General features: G+C 69.5%; 12 protein-coding genes and 1 tRNA gene. 11 read left to right on the top strand and 2 right to left on the bottom strand.

All coding sequences use genetic code 11. The features are described 5' to 3' along the window. Positions 1 to 100: 100 nt before the first annotated feature. Complete coding sequence (locus C9992_RS06320) at positions 101 to 1645, bottom strand: PucR family transcriptional regulator (protein ID WP_106814761.1); 1545 nt, start codon at positions 1643 to 1645, stop codon at positions 101 to 103. A gap of 92 nt (positions 1646 to 1737) precedes the next feature. Between C9992_RS06320 and gabT the strand changes: the two genes are divergently transcribed. The 6 genes from gabT to C9992_RS06290 all read left to right on the top strand — a co-directional run bounded on the left by gabT (position 1738) and on the right by C9992_RS06290 (position 9345). Next, positions 1738 to 3099 (top strand): 4-aminobutyrate--2-oxoglutarate transaminase, encoded by a 1362-nt coding sequence (gene gabT / locus C9992_RS06315; protein ID WP_106814760.1) that lies wholly within the window; start codon positions 1738 to 1740, stop codon positions 3097 to 3099. 187 nt (positions 3100 to 3286) lie between these two features. Beyond that, positions 3287 to 4648: a flavin monoamine oxidase family protein gene (locus C9992_RS06310; protein WP_106814759.1), complete on the top strand. Its 1362-nt coding sequence runs from the start codon at positions 3287 to 3289 to the stop codon at positions 4646 to 4648. After that, positions 4645 to 5565, top strand: a complete 921-nt coding sequence (locus C9992_RS06305; RefSeq protein ID WP_106814758.1) for a universal stress protein — start codon at positions 4645 to 4647, stop codon at positions 5563 to 5565. Before C9992_RS06310 ends, C9992_RS06305 begins: the two co-directional genes overlap by 4 nt. After that, positions 5562 to 7130, top strand: a complete 1569-nt coding sequence (locus C9992_RS06300) for an APC family permease (RefSeq protein ID WP_200826243.1) — start codon at positions 5562 to 5564, stop codon at positions 7128 to 7130. The genes C9992_RS06305 and C9992_RS06300 overlap by 4 nt, the downstream gene beginning before the upstream one ends. Before the next feature lie 39 nt (positions 7131 to 7169). Continuing rightward, on the top strand, positions 7170 to 8531 hold the full coding sequence (locus C9992_RS06295) for an NAD-dependent succinate-semialdehyde dehydrogenase (protein WP_106814757.1): 1362 nt from the start codon (positions 7170 to 7172) through the stop codon (positions 8529 to 8531). A 523-nt stretch (positions 8532 to 9054) separates the two neighbouring features. After that, positions 9055 to 9345: a GIY-YIG nuclease family protein gene (locus C9992_RS06290; RefSeq protein WP_106814756.1), complete on the top strand. Its 291-nt coding sequence runs from the start codon at positions 9055 to 9057 to the stop codon at positions 9343 to 9345. Positions 9346 to 9650: 305 nt separating this feature from the next. Here the strand turns inward: C9992_RS06290 and C9992_RS06285 are convergent, their stop codons facing one another. Beyond that, complete coding sequence (locus C9992_RS06285) at positions 9651 to 10271, bottom strand: hypothetical protein (protein ID WP_106814755.1); 621 nt, start codon at positions 10269 to 10271, stop codon at positions 9651 to 9653. A 197-nt stretch (positions 10272 to 10468) separates the two neighbouring features. Between C9992_RS06285 and C9992_RS06280 the strand changes: the two genes are divergently transcribed. From C9992_RS06280 to rplA, 5 genes are all read left to right on the top strand, one after another. Then, positions 10469 to 10541 (top strand) — tRNA-Trp (locus tag C9992_RS06280). A gap of 91 nt (positions 10542 to 10632) precedes the next feature. Then, positions 10633 to 10905 (top strand): preprotein translocase subunit SecE, encoded by a 273-nt coding sequence (secE, locus tag C9992_RS06275; RefSeq protein WP_106815287.1) that lies wholly within the window; start codon positions 10633 to 10635, stop codon positions 10903 to 10905. 83 nt (positions 10906 to 10988) lie between these two features. Beyond that, positions 10989 to 12206: a transcription termination/antitermination protein NusG gene (gene nusG, locus C9992_RS06270; RefSeq protein ID WP_106814754.1), complete on the top strand. Its 1218-nt coding sequence runs from the start codon at positions 10989 to 10991 to the stop codon at positions 12204 to 12206. 219 nt (positions 12207 to 12425) lie between these two features. Next, on the top strand, positions 12426 to 12857 hold the full coding sequence (rplK, locus tag C9992_RS06265) for a 50S ribosomal protein L11 (protein ID WP_106814753.1): 432 nt from the start codon (positions 12426 to 12428) through the stop codon (positions 12855 to 12857). A gap of 14 nt (positions 12858 to 12871) precedes the next feature. Next, the gene (gene rplA, locus C9992_RS06260; RefSeq protein ID WP_106814752.1) at positions 12872 to 13564 is read left to right on the top strand and encodes a 50S ribosomal protein L1; all 693 of its coding nucleotides are present in this window, start codon (positions 12872 to 12874) and stop codon (positions 13562 to 13564) included. Positions 13565 to 13695 lie beyond the last annotated feature (131 nt).

Below are 13695 nucleotides of genomic sequence, written 5' to 3'. Positions count from 1 at the left end.
ACGCGGCATCCGGAATGGCCTGGCGCCGTGCGCGAGCGACTGCTATCAGTCGGCCTGGCGCAGGCCCGGCTCGTCCCTGGCCCACTGCCGCCGGGCGGTGTCAGGACTCGAGGGCCCGCAGCGCTGCCCAGAGCTCGGCGCGGGTCGCGAAGGACGTGAGGTCGCGACCGAGCACCCGCTCGACGAGCGCGAGGCGCGTCCGCACCGTGTGGCGGTGCACTCCCAGCGCCTGGGCGGATGCCTCGTGCGAGCAGTCCTCGTCGAGCCAGACGCGCAGGGTCTCGACCAGGCGCGTGCCGTGCTCGGCGTCATGCTCGCGCAGGGGAGCGAGCTCGGCGCGGGCGAGGGCGCGCGCATCGTCGGTGAGTGCGGACAGCACGCCGGCGCGGGAGACCTCCGCGAAGGCGGTGACCGGTCCCGCGCCGCGGTCGCGGGCGACCCGCGCCTGCTCGACCGCCGTGGCGAAGCCGTCGTACCCGGTCGGGTCGGACAGGCCGATCCGCACCTCGAAGCGCTCCACCAGCTCGTCGATGCTGGACCGGTCGGCGGCGGGCACGACGATCACCAGACCGTCATCGCCCCGGCCGAAGAAGAGTGCGCCGCGCCGCTCGTCGGCCCACAGCTCCAGCAGCTCCGTGATGCCGTCCGCACGCGCGGCTGCGGCATCCGTCACGCCCACCATGACGGGGGCGGACGGCAGCGGTCCCCACAGCTCCCGCGACGTGCGGCGGGCCAGGGCGGGGTCGCCGGCGAGAAGGGACTGCACGAGCCCCGCGCGCAGCGCGCCGCGAGCGCGGGTCAGGCCCTGCTGCTGCTCGAGCGCGAGCCCCGCCATCGCGATGACGGCCGTGACCACGACGCGGCCCTCCTGGTCGAGGTCTCCTGCCGCGATCGCGATGACCCCGCGCAGATGCCCGCCTCGCCCCAGCGTCTGAAGCGTGAACGGCGTCTCGCCGATGCGCAGCGACGAGCCGGCGCGCGCGCCGCGATGCAGCACGACGGTCACCTCGCGCCGCAGGGCTGTGGCGGTGCCGGCATCGAGACCACCCGTGGGGTGCTCGCGCGCCAGTTCACCGGCGGCGTCGAACATGCCCACCCAGGTGTCCAGCTGCTTCGCCAGCTCGGCGACGGTCGCGCCGAGGCCGTCGGGACGGAGTGCGGCCAGAGCGATCGCCCGCTGCGCGGCCAGAGCCCAGCTGCGGCGCGCATACGCCTCCGCCGCGATGGCCTCGGCGTTGGCGCGGGCCACGGCGATGAACGGGGTGCGGTAGGGCACCTCGAACAGCGGCGTCCCCTCTTCCCGGCACGCGTCCACCAGGGCCGGGGGGATGCCGTCGCGCACGACCTCCGTGCCGAAGCCGAGACCCACCACGCCGCGCGCGGTGAGCCGGCGCACGTACGCGCGATAGACCTCCGACGCCTCGCCCCCGTCGTCGCCTCCGCCGTCCTGCGGGAACTGCGTGCCGGTCGTCAGCAGCACCAGGCCCTCCGAGAGGAAGGGCGTGGGGTCGGCGAGGTCCGAGCTGTGCACCCATCGGATCGATCGGTCGAGGGCTGCGGCATCCACTCCGTCGACCGCGAGCGTCAGCTTGAGGTCGCGGCGGGCGAGAAGGGCGCGCAACGTCGGGGTGTCTGCGGCATCCATCGCGTCCGAGTGTACGTGCCGTACAGCTGCCGGACGAGAATGTACGGTGGGGCGGGTGCGGGGTGTGCGCAGCGCCACATACGCTCCCCAGCATGAGCAGCGCAGCCGACACCCTCATCGATACTCCGATCGGCGGACCGACCCTTCCCCAGGAGCGGCGCGTCGTCACCAGCATCCCCGGTCCTCGCTCGCAGGAGCTCATCGACCGCAAGGCCGGTGCCGTGGCCGCCGGCGTCGGTCACACGGCTCCGGTTCACGCGGTCGCGGCAGGCGGCGGAGTCATCGTCGACGCCGACGGCAACTCGCTCATCGACCTGGGCTCGGGCATCGCCGTCACCACGATCGGCAATGCGCATCCCAAGGTCGTCAAGGCGGTACAGGAGCAGGTGGCGCAGTTCACCCACACGTGCTTCATGATCGCGCCGTACGACTCGTACGTGTCGGTCGCCGAGGCGCTGAACCGCCTGACGCCCGGCGATCACGCCAAGAAGAGCGCGCTGTTCAACTCGGGCGCCGAGGCGGTGGAGAACGCGGTCAAGATCGCCCGCAAGTACACCGGCAAGCAGGCGATCGTCGCGTTCGACCACGGGTACCACGGTCGCACCAACCTCACGATGGCCCTCACCGCGAAGTCGATGCCGTACAAGAGCGGCTTCGGCCCGTTCGCGTCCGAGATCTATCGCGCGCCGCTGTCGTACCCGTACCGCGACGGCCTCGACGGGGGGCTGGCCGCCAAGAAGGCCATCTCGCTCATCGAGAAGCAGGTGGGCGCCGAGAACCTCGCCGCCGTCATCATCGAGCCCATCCAGGGCGAGGGCGGCTTCATCGTGCCGGCCGACGGGTTCCTGCCCGCGCTGGTCGACTGGTGCCGCGCCAACGACGTCGTCTTCATCGCCGACGAGATCCAGACCGGATTCGCCCGCACCGGCCGCATGTTCGCCAGCGAGGTCTTCGGCATCGTGCCCGACCTCATCACGACGGCCAAGGGCATCGCCGGCGGCCTTCCGCTGGCGGCGGTCACCGGCCGCGCCGAGATCATGGATGCTTCGCACGCGGGCGGGCTCGGCGGCACATACGGTGGCAACCCGGTCGCCTGCGCAGCCGCGCTCGCGGCCATCGACGTCTTCGAGAACGACGGCATGGTCGAACGTGCCCGCGAGATCGAGACGATCCTCAAGGGCCGCCTCCAGCAGCTGCGGGCGGCGGACCCGCGCGTCGGCGACGTGCGGGGCCACGGCGCCATGATCGCCGCCGAGTTCGTCGACCCGGCGACGGGTGAGCCGGATGCCGCGCTCACCGCCGCCGTCGCGAAAGCGTCCATCGCACAGGGCGTCATCGTCCTGACCTGCGGCACGTACGGGAACGTGATCCGTTTCCTGCCGCCGCTGTCGATCAGCGACGACCTGCTCCACGAGGGCCTGGACGTCGTCGCGGCAGCCCTGGCCGCCTCTTGACCGCCGCGGCCGCGACCACCGTGCACGCGGCTGTCGCGGCATCCATCCCCACCTCACCCTTGTCCCAGTTTTCCGCTCTCGTGTCCCGATCTCATCCGCTCCTGGCGCACGGAGCGGCGGATTTCGGGACATGGATGCCTGAATCCCACGCGCTCGACAGAGTGCAGGACCTGACGAAGGAGTCCGAATGACCGAGCTGACGCGCGACGTCATCATCGTCGGTGCCGGCGCCGCCGGCACCACCGCCGCCAACGAGCTGAAGAAGGCGGGGCTCTCGGTCGTCGTGATCGAGGCTCGCGACCGCGTGGGCGGGCGCCTGTGGACCGACGTCATCGACGGCGCGATGCTCGAGATCGGCGGCCAGTGGGTCTCGCCCGACCAGGACGCGCTCAAAGAGACCATCGCCGAGCTGGGTCTGGAGACGTACAGCCGTTACCGCGAGGGCGACTCCGTCTACGTCGGTCCCGATGGCACGGCCGCTCGGTTCACGGGGGAGATGTTCCCGGTGGCTCCCGAGACGGAGCGCGTGATCGCCGAGATCACGGAGCGTCTGGACGCGATGGTGGCAGAGATCGACCCCGACCGGCCGTGGGAGCACGAGAAGGCCGCCGAGTGGGACGCGATCTCGTGGGATGCGTGGCTGCGCGCCCAGACCGACGACGACGAAGCCGTGCGCAACCTCGCGTTCGCGACCGGCTCAGCGATGCTGACCAAGCCCACGCACGCGTTCTCCCTGCTGCAGTCACTGCTGATGGCCGCATCGGCCGGGTCGTACTCGAACCTCGTCGACGCCGACTTCATCCTCGACAAGCGCGTGGTCGGCGGCCTCCAGCAGGTGCCCCTGCTGCTGGCCGAGCGTCTCGGCGACGATGTGCTGCTCGGACGGCCGGTGCGCTCGGTCGCCTGGTCCGAGGAGGGGGTGACGGTCGAGGCCGACGGCGACCTCCGCGTGCACGCGCGGTACGTGATCCTCGCCCACGCGCCGGTGCTCTACAACCGCATCTCGTTCATTCCTGCGCTCCCGCGCCTGCAGCACCAGCTGCACCAGCACCTCTCCATGGGCTTCGTCATCAAGGTGCACGCCGTCTACGACCGCCCGTTCTGGCGCGAGCAGGGTCTGTCGGGCACGGCGTTCAGCCCTTACGAGGTCTGCCACGAGGCGTACGACAACACCAACCACGCCGACGAGCGCGGCACCCTGGTGGGCTTCGTCTCCGACCGCAACGCCGACGATCTGTTCCGGCTGTCGGCCGAGGAGCGCAAGGAGCGCATCCTCGAGTCCCTGTCGCACTACTACGGCCCCGAGGCCAAGGATCCCGTCGTCTACTACGAGAGCGACTGGGGCTCGGAGGAGTGGACGCGCGGAGCCTATGCCGCGAGCTTCGACCTCGGCGGTCTGCACCGCTATGGCGCGGACCTGCGCACGCCCGTGGGTCCCATCCACTTCGCCAGCAGCGACATGGCGGGGGCCGGCTACCAGCACGTCGACGGGGCGATCCGCATGGGCCGCCTCGTCGCGGCGAACATCGTCGAGGCGGCCCGCCGGTGACCGCGCGGCTGATCGTCGGCTACACCGCGACGGATGCCGGAGCCGACGCGGTCGCCCTCGGCACGCGCCTGGCCGCCGCCACCGGCGCGGCGCTCGACCTCGTCCTGATCCTGCCCGGTGAGGACCGCAGCGTCATCACCCCGCCGGACGCGAGCTACGACCGTTACCTCCAGGGCCAGGCGGAGACCTGGCTGGGCGAGGCGGCCGCCTCCATCCCTGCCGACGTGGCGCACGCCACCCACGTGCGCTTCGCCGACTCGTTCGCAGAGGGTCTGATCGCCGCCGCACACGAGCTGGAGGCATCCCTCATCGTCGTCGGCGCCGCCAACGGCGGTCGTCGCGGGCGTCACCGGCTGGGCACTGTCGCCACCGAGCTGCTGCACTCCTCCGACGTTCCCGTCGCGCTGGCCCCCGAGGGATCACGACGTCTGCAGGTGAGCGGAGTCAGCCGGATCACGGCCGCGATCGGCACGCGCCCCGGAGCCAGTGCGCTCCTCGAGGAGAGCGTCGCCCTCGCCACCGCCGCGGGGGCGACGCTGCGGCTGCTCTCCCTCGTCTCCGTCGATCTGCCGGCGAGCGTCGACACCGGGGTGATCCGGATCGCCGGCGCCGCGCACGCCGACGACGTGCTGGGCAAGGCGCTGGAGACCCTTCCCGCCGACGTCTCGGCCGATGTCGTGGTCGCCCGCGGTGACAGCATCGAGGACGCCGTTGCGAACCTCAGCTGGGAGCCCGGCGAACTGGCGGTGGTCGGCTCCAGCCGCCTCGCGCAGCCGCGGCGCCTGTTCCTCGGCTCGACGGCGGCCAAGATGCTGCACGAGCTTCCCGTCCCCATGGTCGTCGTGCCGCGCACGCGTGCCACCGAGAGCGCCCGCGCGCAGTCGCGTTCCGGCGCAGAAGAAGGAGGGCGCGCATGAGCGCTTCCCCGCAGGCCGGCGGCGCCGCGCCGCTGGCTCCCGTGACCGGCGAAGGCGCCGGCGGACTGTCGAAGAAGGGCCTGAGCGCCGGCGCGGTGGGCGTGCTGGGCGCCGTCGTCATCGGCATCTCCACGATCGCCCCGGCGTACACCCTCACCGCGTCGCTCGGACCGACGGTGGCGGTGGTGGGCACGCAGGTGCCGGCGATCATCCTCGTCGGCTTCATCCCGATGCTCTTGACCGCGTTCGGATACCGCGAGCTGAACCGGGCGATGCCCGACTCGGGCACCTCGTTCACATGGGGTGTGCGCGCATTCGGGCCGTGGATCGGCTGGATGACGGGATGGGGCCTGGTCGCGGCGACGGTGATCGTGCTGTCGAACCTCGCCGGCATCGCCGTGGAGTTCCTGTTCCTGCTGATCGCTCAGGTGAGCGGCAACCCCGACATCGCCGAACTCGCCTTCAACCCGTTCATCAACGTCTTCGTCTGCCTGCTGTTCATGCTCGGGGCGACGCTGGTCTCGTACCGCGACATGCAGACGACGCAGAAGTTCCAGTACGTGCTCGTCGGGTTCCAGGTGGTCGTGCTCGTGCTCTTCGCCGTCGTGGCGATCGTCAAGGCCGTCGACGGCGAGGCGCCGGACCCGACCGCGTTCTCCTGGTCGTGGTTCAACCCGTTGGAGGTCCCGACCTTCAGCGCGTTCGCAGCCGGTCTGTCGCTGTCGATCTTCATCTTCTGGGGATGGGACGTCGTCCTCACCATGAACGAGGAGACCAAGAACCCCGAGAAGACGCCCGGCCGCGCTGCGATGCTCACGGTCGTCATCGTGGTGACGCTCTACCTCCTCCTCTCGATCGGCCTGATGATGTTCGCCGGTGTCGGTGACGGCGAGCTGGGTCTTGCGAACGAGGACATCTCCGCCAACGTCTTCTTCGCGCTGTCGGATCCGATCCTCGGGCCGCTGGCCTTCCTCGTGTCGCTCGCGGTGCTGTCGAGCTCGGCGGCATCCCTGCAGTCCACCGCCGTCGGCCCCGCTCGGACGCTCCTGGCGATGGGGCACTACGGCGCGCTGCCCTCGCAGTTCGCGCGCGTCAGCCCCCGGTTCTTCACGCCCGGCTACGCCACCGTCGTCTCGGCGATCGTCGCGTCGGTGTTCTACGCCGTCATGCGCGTGCTCAGCGAGAACGTGCTGACCGACACGATCCTCTCGCTCGGCATGATGATCTGCTTCTACTACGGACTCACCGCTTTCGCGTGCGTCTGGTACTTCCGCAAGCAGTGGTTCGATTCGGCGCGCAGCTTCTTCTTCACCTTCTTGTTCCCGCTCGTGGGTGGCGGCATCCTCGCCGTGCTGTTCGTCACGACCCTGATCGACTCGATGGACCCCGAGTACGGCAGCGGCTCGAGCATCGGCGGCGTGGGACTGGTGTTCATCCTGGGAGTGACGATCATCCTCGCCGGTGTGGTCATCATGATCTGGCAGGCGATCAAGCGTCCGGCGTTCTTCCGCGGTGAGACACTCGGTATCGACGCGCCGGAGAGCCTTCGACGTGTCCGCCGCTGACGGGCAGACTGTCCACATCCATCCGATCGGAGAGGAAACATGACCGACTACGCCGTCGTCAATCCGGCCACGGGGGAGACCCTGGCCACGTACCCGAACATCACCGACGAGGCGCTCGAGGCCGCGATCGCGGGAGCGGATGCCGCGTACCGCAGGTGGCGCGACGTGCCGGTCACCGAGCGCGCCACGCGGATCCGCAGGGTCGCGGAGCTGCACCGGGAGCGCCGGGACGAGCTGGCCGAGATCATCGTGCGCGAGATGGGCAAGCCGCTGTCGGCCGCCGTCGCGGAGGTGGACTTCGCCGCCGACATCACCGAGTACTACGCCGACAACGCCGAGAAGATCACCGCGGATCAGCCCATCGACATCGATGGCGAGGGCTCCGCGGTGATCCGGCGGTCGCCGCTGGGCGTGCTGCTGGGCATCATGCCCTGGAACTTCCCCTACTACCAGGTCGCCCGCTTCGCCGCGCCCAACATCGTCGTGGGCAACATCATCCTCCTCAAGCACGCCCCGCAGTGCCCCGAGTCGGCGGCCGCGATCGAGCAGATCTACGAGGATGCCGGTCTGGAGGGCGTCTACACCAACGTCTACGCCTCGAACGACCAGGCGGCGACCATCATCGCCGACCGGCGGGTCCAGGGAGTCTCGGTCACGGGGTCTGAGCGCGCGGGTGCGGCCGTGGCGGCCCTGGCCGGCCAGAACCTCAAGAAGGTCGCGCTCGAGCTCGGCGGTTCCGACCCGTTCATCGTGCTGTCGACCGACGACCTCGATGCGACGGTGGCCGCGGCGGTCGAGGCGCGCCTGGACAACAACGGCCAGTCGTGCAACGCCCCCAAGCGCTTCATCGTGCAGGAAGGGCTCTACGACGCGTTCCTGGAGAAGTTCACGCAGGCGATGACCGCGTCGAAGATGGGCGACCCGTTCGCCGACGACACGGTGCTCGGCCCGCTGTCGTCGCTGGCTGCGGCCGAGCGCCTGCAGGATCAGGTGGACCGCGCCGTGGCGCAGGGCGCGAAGCTCGTCGCGGGCGGAAAGCGCGACGGCGCCTTCTTCGAACCCACGGTGCTCACCGACGTCACGCCCGAGATGGACGTGTACCGGGAGGAGCTGTTCGGGCCGGCCGGTGTGGTCTACAAGGTCGCCGATGAGCAGGAGGCGGTCAAGGTCGCCAACGACACCAGCTTCGGCCTCGGCTCGTACGTCTACACGACCGATCCCGAACAGGCCGAGCGGGTGGCGAACAGCATCGAGGCGGGCATGGTCTACGTCAACATCGTGCTGGCGGACTCGCCGGAGCTGCCGTTCGGCGGCGTCAAGCGCTCCGGCACCTCGCGCGAGCTGGGCCTTCTGGCTGCCGACGAGTTCGTCAACAAGAAGCTGATCCGCGTCGCCCCCTGAGCCCCAGCGGTCGTCGAGCGAGGACCGCAGCGACGACCCGAAACGGTGGTCGGTGTCGGTCGTTGAGCGAGGAGCGCAGCGACGAGACGAAACGCGGGTGCGGCGTGTCGGTCGTTGAGCGAGGAGCGCAGCGACGAGACGAAACGTGGGTGCGTGGTGGCGTTTCGTCTCGCTTCGCTCGCTCAACGACCGGGTGGTGCGGGGTGTCGGTCGCTGAGCGAGGACCGCAGCGACGAGACGGAACGCGGGTGCGTGTGGGCGTTTCGTCTCGCTTCGCTCGCTCAACGACCGGGTGGTGGGTGTCGGTCGTTGAGCGAGGAGCGCAGCGACGAGACGAAAGGTCGGTGCGCTTTGGTCGCGTTTCGTCTCGCTTCGCTCGCTCAACGACCGCGTGGTGCGGGGTGTCGGTCGTTGAGCGAGGAGCGCAGCGACGAGACGAAACGCGGGTGCGTGGGGTGTCGGTCGTTGAGCGAGGAGCGCAGCGACGAGACGAAACGTCGGTGGGTGCCGGTAGCGTCCGCGCATGGCGTTCACCTACATGCTCCAGTGCGCCGACGGCACGTATTACGTCGGCAGCACACGTGAACTCGACCGCCGACTCGTGCAGCACCAGACCGGGTTCGGAAGCGAGTACACGCGGCGGCGCCTCCCGGTGACTCTCATCTGGAGCGCCGAGTTCGAGCGGATCGACGAGGCATTCGCCTGGGAGAAGCGCATCCAAGGCTGGAGTCACGCCAAGCGGCAAGCTTTCGTCGCGGGCGGTCTCGACGCCGTGCTCGGGTGGAGCAAACGCACGAGGCGCAGCTCGCGGTGATACTCGTCGACCGGGGTGGGCGTTTCGTCTCGCTTCGCTCGCTCAACGACCGGGTGGTGCGGGGTGCCGGTCGTTGAGCGAGGAGCGCAGCGACGAGACGAAACGTCGGTGGGCTTTGGTCGCGTTTCGTCTCGCTGCGCTCGCTCAACGACCGGGGGCAGGGGCGTTTCGTCTCGCTTCGCTCGCTCAACGACCGGGCTCAGCGTGTCGGTCGTTGAGCGAGGAGCGCAGCGACGAGACGAAACGCGGGTCCGTGTGGGGGCGTTTCGTCTCGCTTCGCTCGCTCAACGACCGGGGCCGGGTGCTCAACGGCCGAGGGCGGCGTGGGCCTCGGCGATCGCCTCATCGGCCCACTGCGCCTGCTGGGGCGTGCCCCAGCGGATCGCGGCATCCCGCGACTCCTGGAACTCGGCGATCGCGTCGCCGAGACGTCCGGCCTCGAAGTGACGCCAGCCGGCGTTGTTGTGAAGCGACACGCGCCACCGCAGGGTGCGCGGGTCGTCGATGCGCTCGAGCGCATCGAACGCCGCCGCGGACCACTCGTCGGCCTGCACCGGATCGGCGATCGCGAGCATGTGGAGCGCATCCACCTGCAGGAACGTCAGCCCCGCCTCTCGCGCGGCATCCACCGCGGCGAGGAAGTACGGGACGGCCGCGGCGGGGTCGCCCGCCGAATTGCGCAGGCGCCCGCGCTCGAGGGCTGCCCGGGCGGCCACCGCTGCGTCGTCGATCGCGATCGCGTCCAGCGCCGAGTCAGCCGCCGCGAAGCGTTCCTGCAGCCCCAGGGCGCGCGCCACCTGGGTCTCCCACTCAGCGCGCACCGCGGCATCCGTCTCGGCTGCCGCCGCCGCCCGCAGCCGCGCCTCGGAGGCGACGGGGTCGGAGAAGTCCCACAGATCGTCCAGCCGGGACTGCGCGAGCGCCATGGCCGAATGCTAGCCCTGAGAGGGACGCGATCGCACGGCCTGCCCTCGGCGGCGGTTCGCGGGGTCAGCGGGCATGCCGTACACTGGAGCGTGCAGTGGAAATCTGCATTCTTTCGCCGTGCCCGTCGTCCGGGTGCGGATCCTCGAACCGCGGTGAGAGGGGAAGAGTGCGGACTTCTCGAGACCTCCGGGTCTCTAGGGCGGTAGCTCAATTGGCAGAGCAGCGGTCTCCAAAACCGCAGGTTGCAGGTTCGATTCCTGTCCGCCCTGCGCGTCAGCGCAACACCGGTGACATGTGCCGGTGGTTGACAACACAGTGGCCGACCCGTGTCGGCTCACGGAAGGTAATCAGGTGGCATCGATGGTTCAGGACGAGCCGAAGGGCGAGGTCGTCCCCGCTGAGGGAACGACCGCTCCCCGGGAGAAGAAGCTCAATGTCTTCGCTCGCATCGCCCTGTTCGTCCGCCAGGTCTTCGCCGAGCTCCGCAAGGTCGTCACACCGACGCGCCAGGAGCTGCTGAAGTACACGGCGGTGGTGCTCGGCTTCGTCGTCGTGATGATGGCCCTCGTCTACGGCCTGGACGTGCTGTTCGTGTGGATCACGTCGTACGTCTTCGGAGTGCCCGGCGCCTGATCCCGAATGCTCCCGGCTCACGGCGGGGGCACGACACGGGCGGACCGCAGGTCCGGCAGCGGACGGAACGGAAGAGAACTCACGTGACTGAAAGATATGTCGACGACGCCGATTGGGCGACGGCCGCCGAGCAGTCCTCGGAGGACGACGAAGCCCAGGAGGGCAACATCCTGGCCCAGGAGGAGCGCTCGGTCGAGGCGGCCGAGCACCTGGCGATCCACGTCGTCGACGATTCCGACGAGGACGACGCCGACCTGGACGACATCGACATCGACGACCCGGAGGCGGACGCGATCGTGAACGACGCTTTGAATCTTGACGAGACGGCAGAGACGGAGGCCGCTGCCGAGGTGATCAACGACTCCCTCGCGGAGGAAGCCGCCGAGCGCGAGGCTGAGGAGGCTTCCGAGGTGACCCCGTACGACGGTCCCGATGTGAACGGCGACGAGGACGAGCCCGTCCTCGACGAGGAATTCGTCGAAGAGGTGGATGCCGCTGCCGCGGTCGTGGACGAGGTCGAGGCCTCCGTCTCGCCGGCCGACGCCGCCGAGCCGCCCGTGACCGATGACGACGCCGACGCGGCCGACGCGGACGACGTCGACGCGGCCGTGGCTTCGCTGGACGAGACCGACGCGATCGCGGATGTCGACGAGATCGACGCCGATGAGGACGAGGACGAGGACCCGTACGAGGCGTTCCGAGCCGAGCTCCGCTCCCTTCCCGGCAAGTGGTACGTCATCCACTCCTACGCCGGCTTCGAGCGCAAGGTGAAGGCCAACATCGAGCAGCGCAAGTCGACGCTCGAGGTCGAGGACGACATCTACCAGGTCGAGGTCCCCATGGAGGACGTCGTCGAGATCAAGAACGGGCAGCGCAAGATGGTCACGCGCGTCCGGATCCCCGGCTACGTGCTCGTGCGCATGGAGCTCAACGAGGACACCTGGTCGGTCGTGCGTCACACGCCGGGCGTCACGGGCTTCGTGGGCAACGCCCACAACCCGACTCCGCTGCGCTTCGAGGAGGCCTTCAACATGCTGAAGAGCCTCGTCGAGGTCAAGGAGGTCGCCGGTGCCAAGGGCGGTGCGGCCAAGAAGGGCGCGGCCGCCGCGGCCCGCATCATCCCCGCCGAGGTCGACTTCGAGGTGGGCGAGACGATCACCATCAAGGAAGGCTCGTTCGCCGGCCTTCCCGGCACGATCAGCGAGATCAAGCCCGAGAGCGGCAAGCTCACGGTGCTCGTCTCGCTCTTCGAGCGCGAGACCCCGGTCGAGCTGTCGTTCGACCAGGTCACGAAACTTTGACGCGGGTCGGATCAATGCGAGCGCCAGCGAGCGTTGATGCGATCTCGGGTCAAGGTTGAGCGAGCGCAGCGAGTCGAAACCCCGGCGATTTCGCTGGTAGACTTCTGCAGTTTGCGCGTGCGCGTCGAGCGCACGTGATCGACACCGCGGTCCGGAACGGCCGGATTCGCGGGAGAACAGGATGCCCCGGCATCCACTGTTCGACGAAAGGAAACAAGAATGGCACCGAAGAAGAAGGTGACCGGCCTGATCAAGCTCCAGATCAACGCCGGCGCCGCCAACCCGGCGCCGCCGATCGGCCCCGCGCTCGGTCAGCATGGCGTCAACATCATGGAGTTCTGCAAGGCGTACAACGCCGCGACCGAGTCGCAGCGCGGCAACGTCATCCCCGTGGAGATCACCGTCTACGAGGACCGCAGCTTCACCTTCATCCTGAAGACCCCGCCCGCCGCTGAGCTCATCAAGAAGGCTGCCGGCGTGCAGAAGGGCTCGAAGACTCCGCACACGGCCAAGGTGGGCAAGCTCACCAAGGAGCAGGTGCGTCAGATCGCCGAGACGAAGCAGCCCGACCTGAACGCGAACGACCTCGAGGCCGCCTCGAAGATCATCGCCGGCACCGCCCGTTCCATGGGCATCACGGTCGAGGACTGAGGGGGAGAATAACCATGGCTACCAAGTCCAAGGCCTTCCAGGCCGCTGCCGCCAAGATCGAGGCGGACAAGTTCTACACCCCCGCCGAGGCCGTCGCCCTGGCGAAGGAGACCGGCTCGGCGAAGTTCGACTCGACCGTCGAGGTCGCGCTCAAGCTCTCGGTCGACCCGCGCAAGGCGGACCAGATGGTGCGTGGCACCGTGATCCTGCCCCACGGCACCGGTAAGACCGCCCGCGTCATCGTCTTCGCGACGGGCCCGGCCGCTGAGGCCGCCATCGCCGCAGGCGCCGACGAGGTCGGCGGCGCCGAGCTCATCGAGAAGGTCGCCGGCGGCTGGACCGCGTTCGACGCGGCCGTCGCGACGCCCGAACTCATGGGCCAGGTCGGTCGCCTGGGTAAGGTGCTCGGCCCCCGCGGCCTCATGCCGAACCCCAAGACCGGCACCGTGACCCCCAACCCGGCCAAGGCCGTGGAGGAGATCAAGGGCGGAAAGATCGAGTTCCGTGTCGACAAGCACGCCAACGTGCACTTCGTCGTCGGCAAGGCCTCGTTCTCGGCCGAGCAGCTCGACGAGAACCTCAAGGCCGCGCTCGAGGAGATCGTCCGCCTGAAGCCCTCCAGCTCGAAGGGCCGCTACATCCAGAAGGGCGCCGTGTCGACCACGTTCGGCCCCGGCATCCCGCTGGACGTCAACACCCTCGTCTGACGCGCTCCGCGACCGGCAGGTCGCTCCGCGGACAGTTCGAACGCAAGGGGCTCCACCTTCGGGTGGGGCCCCTTCGTCGTTCACGGTCGTGACCGGTCTGTAACCTGCGGGCCGGTCCGCGGGGCCGGGGG

This window comes from Microbacterium timonense (assembly GCF_900292075.1).
Classification (GTDB): domain Bacteria; phylum Actinomycetota; class Actinomycetes; order Actinomycetales; family Microbacteriaceae; genus Microbacterium; species Microbacterium timonense.
Note: the sequence above shows the minus strand (reverse complement) of the source record. Positions and strands in the feature narration are given on the sequence as shown.

Coding starts and splice junctions, on each gene's coding strand:
- secE (WP_106815287.1), top strand. CDS start 10,633: ATGGTTCAGGACGAGCCGAAGGGCGAGGTCGTCCCCGCTGAGGGAACG.
- C9992_RS06320 (WP_106814761.1), bottom strand. CDS start 1,645: ATGGATGCCGCAGACACCCCGACGTTGCGCGCCCTTCTCGCCCGCCGC.
- rplA (WP_106814752.1), top strand. CDS start 12,872: ATGGCTACCAAGTCCAAGGCCTTCCAGGCCGCTGCCGCCAAGATCGAG.
- C9992_RS06310 (WP_106814759.1), top strand. CDS start 3,287: ATGACCGAGCTGACGCGCGACGTCATCATCGTCGGTGCCGGCGCCGCC.
- C9992_RS06285 (WP_106814755.1), bottom strand. CDS start 10,271: ATGGCGCTCGCGCAGTCCCGGCTGGACGATCTGTGGGACTTCTCCGAC.
- rplK (WP_106814753.1), top strand. CDS start 12,426: ATGGCACCGAAGAAGAAGGTGACCGGCCTGATCAAGCTCCAGATCAAC.
- C9992_RS06295 (WP_106814757.1), top strand. CDS start 7,170: ATGACCGACTACGCCGTCGTCAATCCGGCCACGGGGGAGACCCTGGCC.
- C9992_RS06300 (WP_200826243.1), top strand. CDS start 5,562: ATGAGCGCTTCCCCGCAGGCCGGCGGCGCCGCGCCGCTGGCTCCCGTG.
- gabT (WP_106814760.1), top strand. CDS start 1,738: ATGAGCAGCGCAGCCGACACCCTCATCGATACTCCGATCGGCGGACCG.
- C9992_RS06290 (WP_106814756.1), top strand. CDS start 9,055: ATGGCGTTCACCTACATGCTCCAGTGCGCCGACGGCACGTATTACGTC.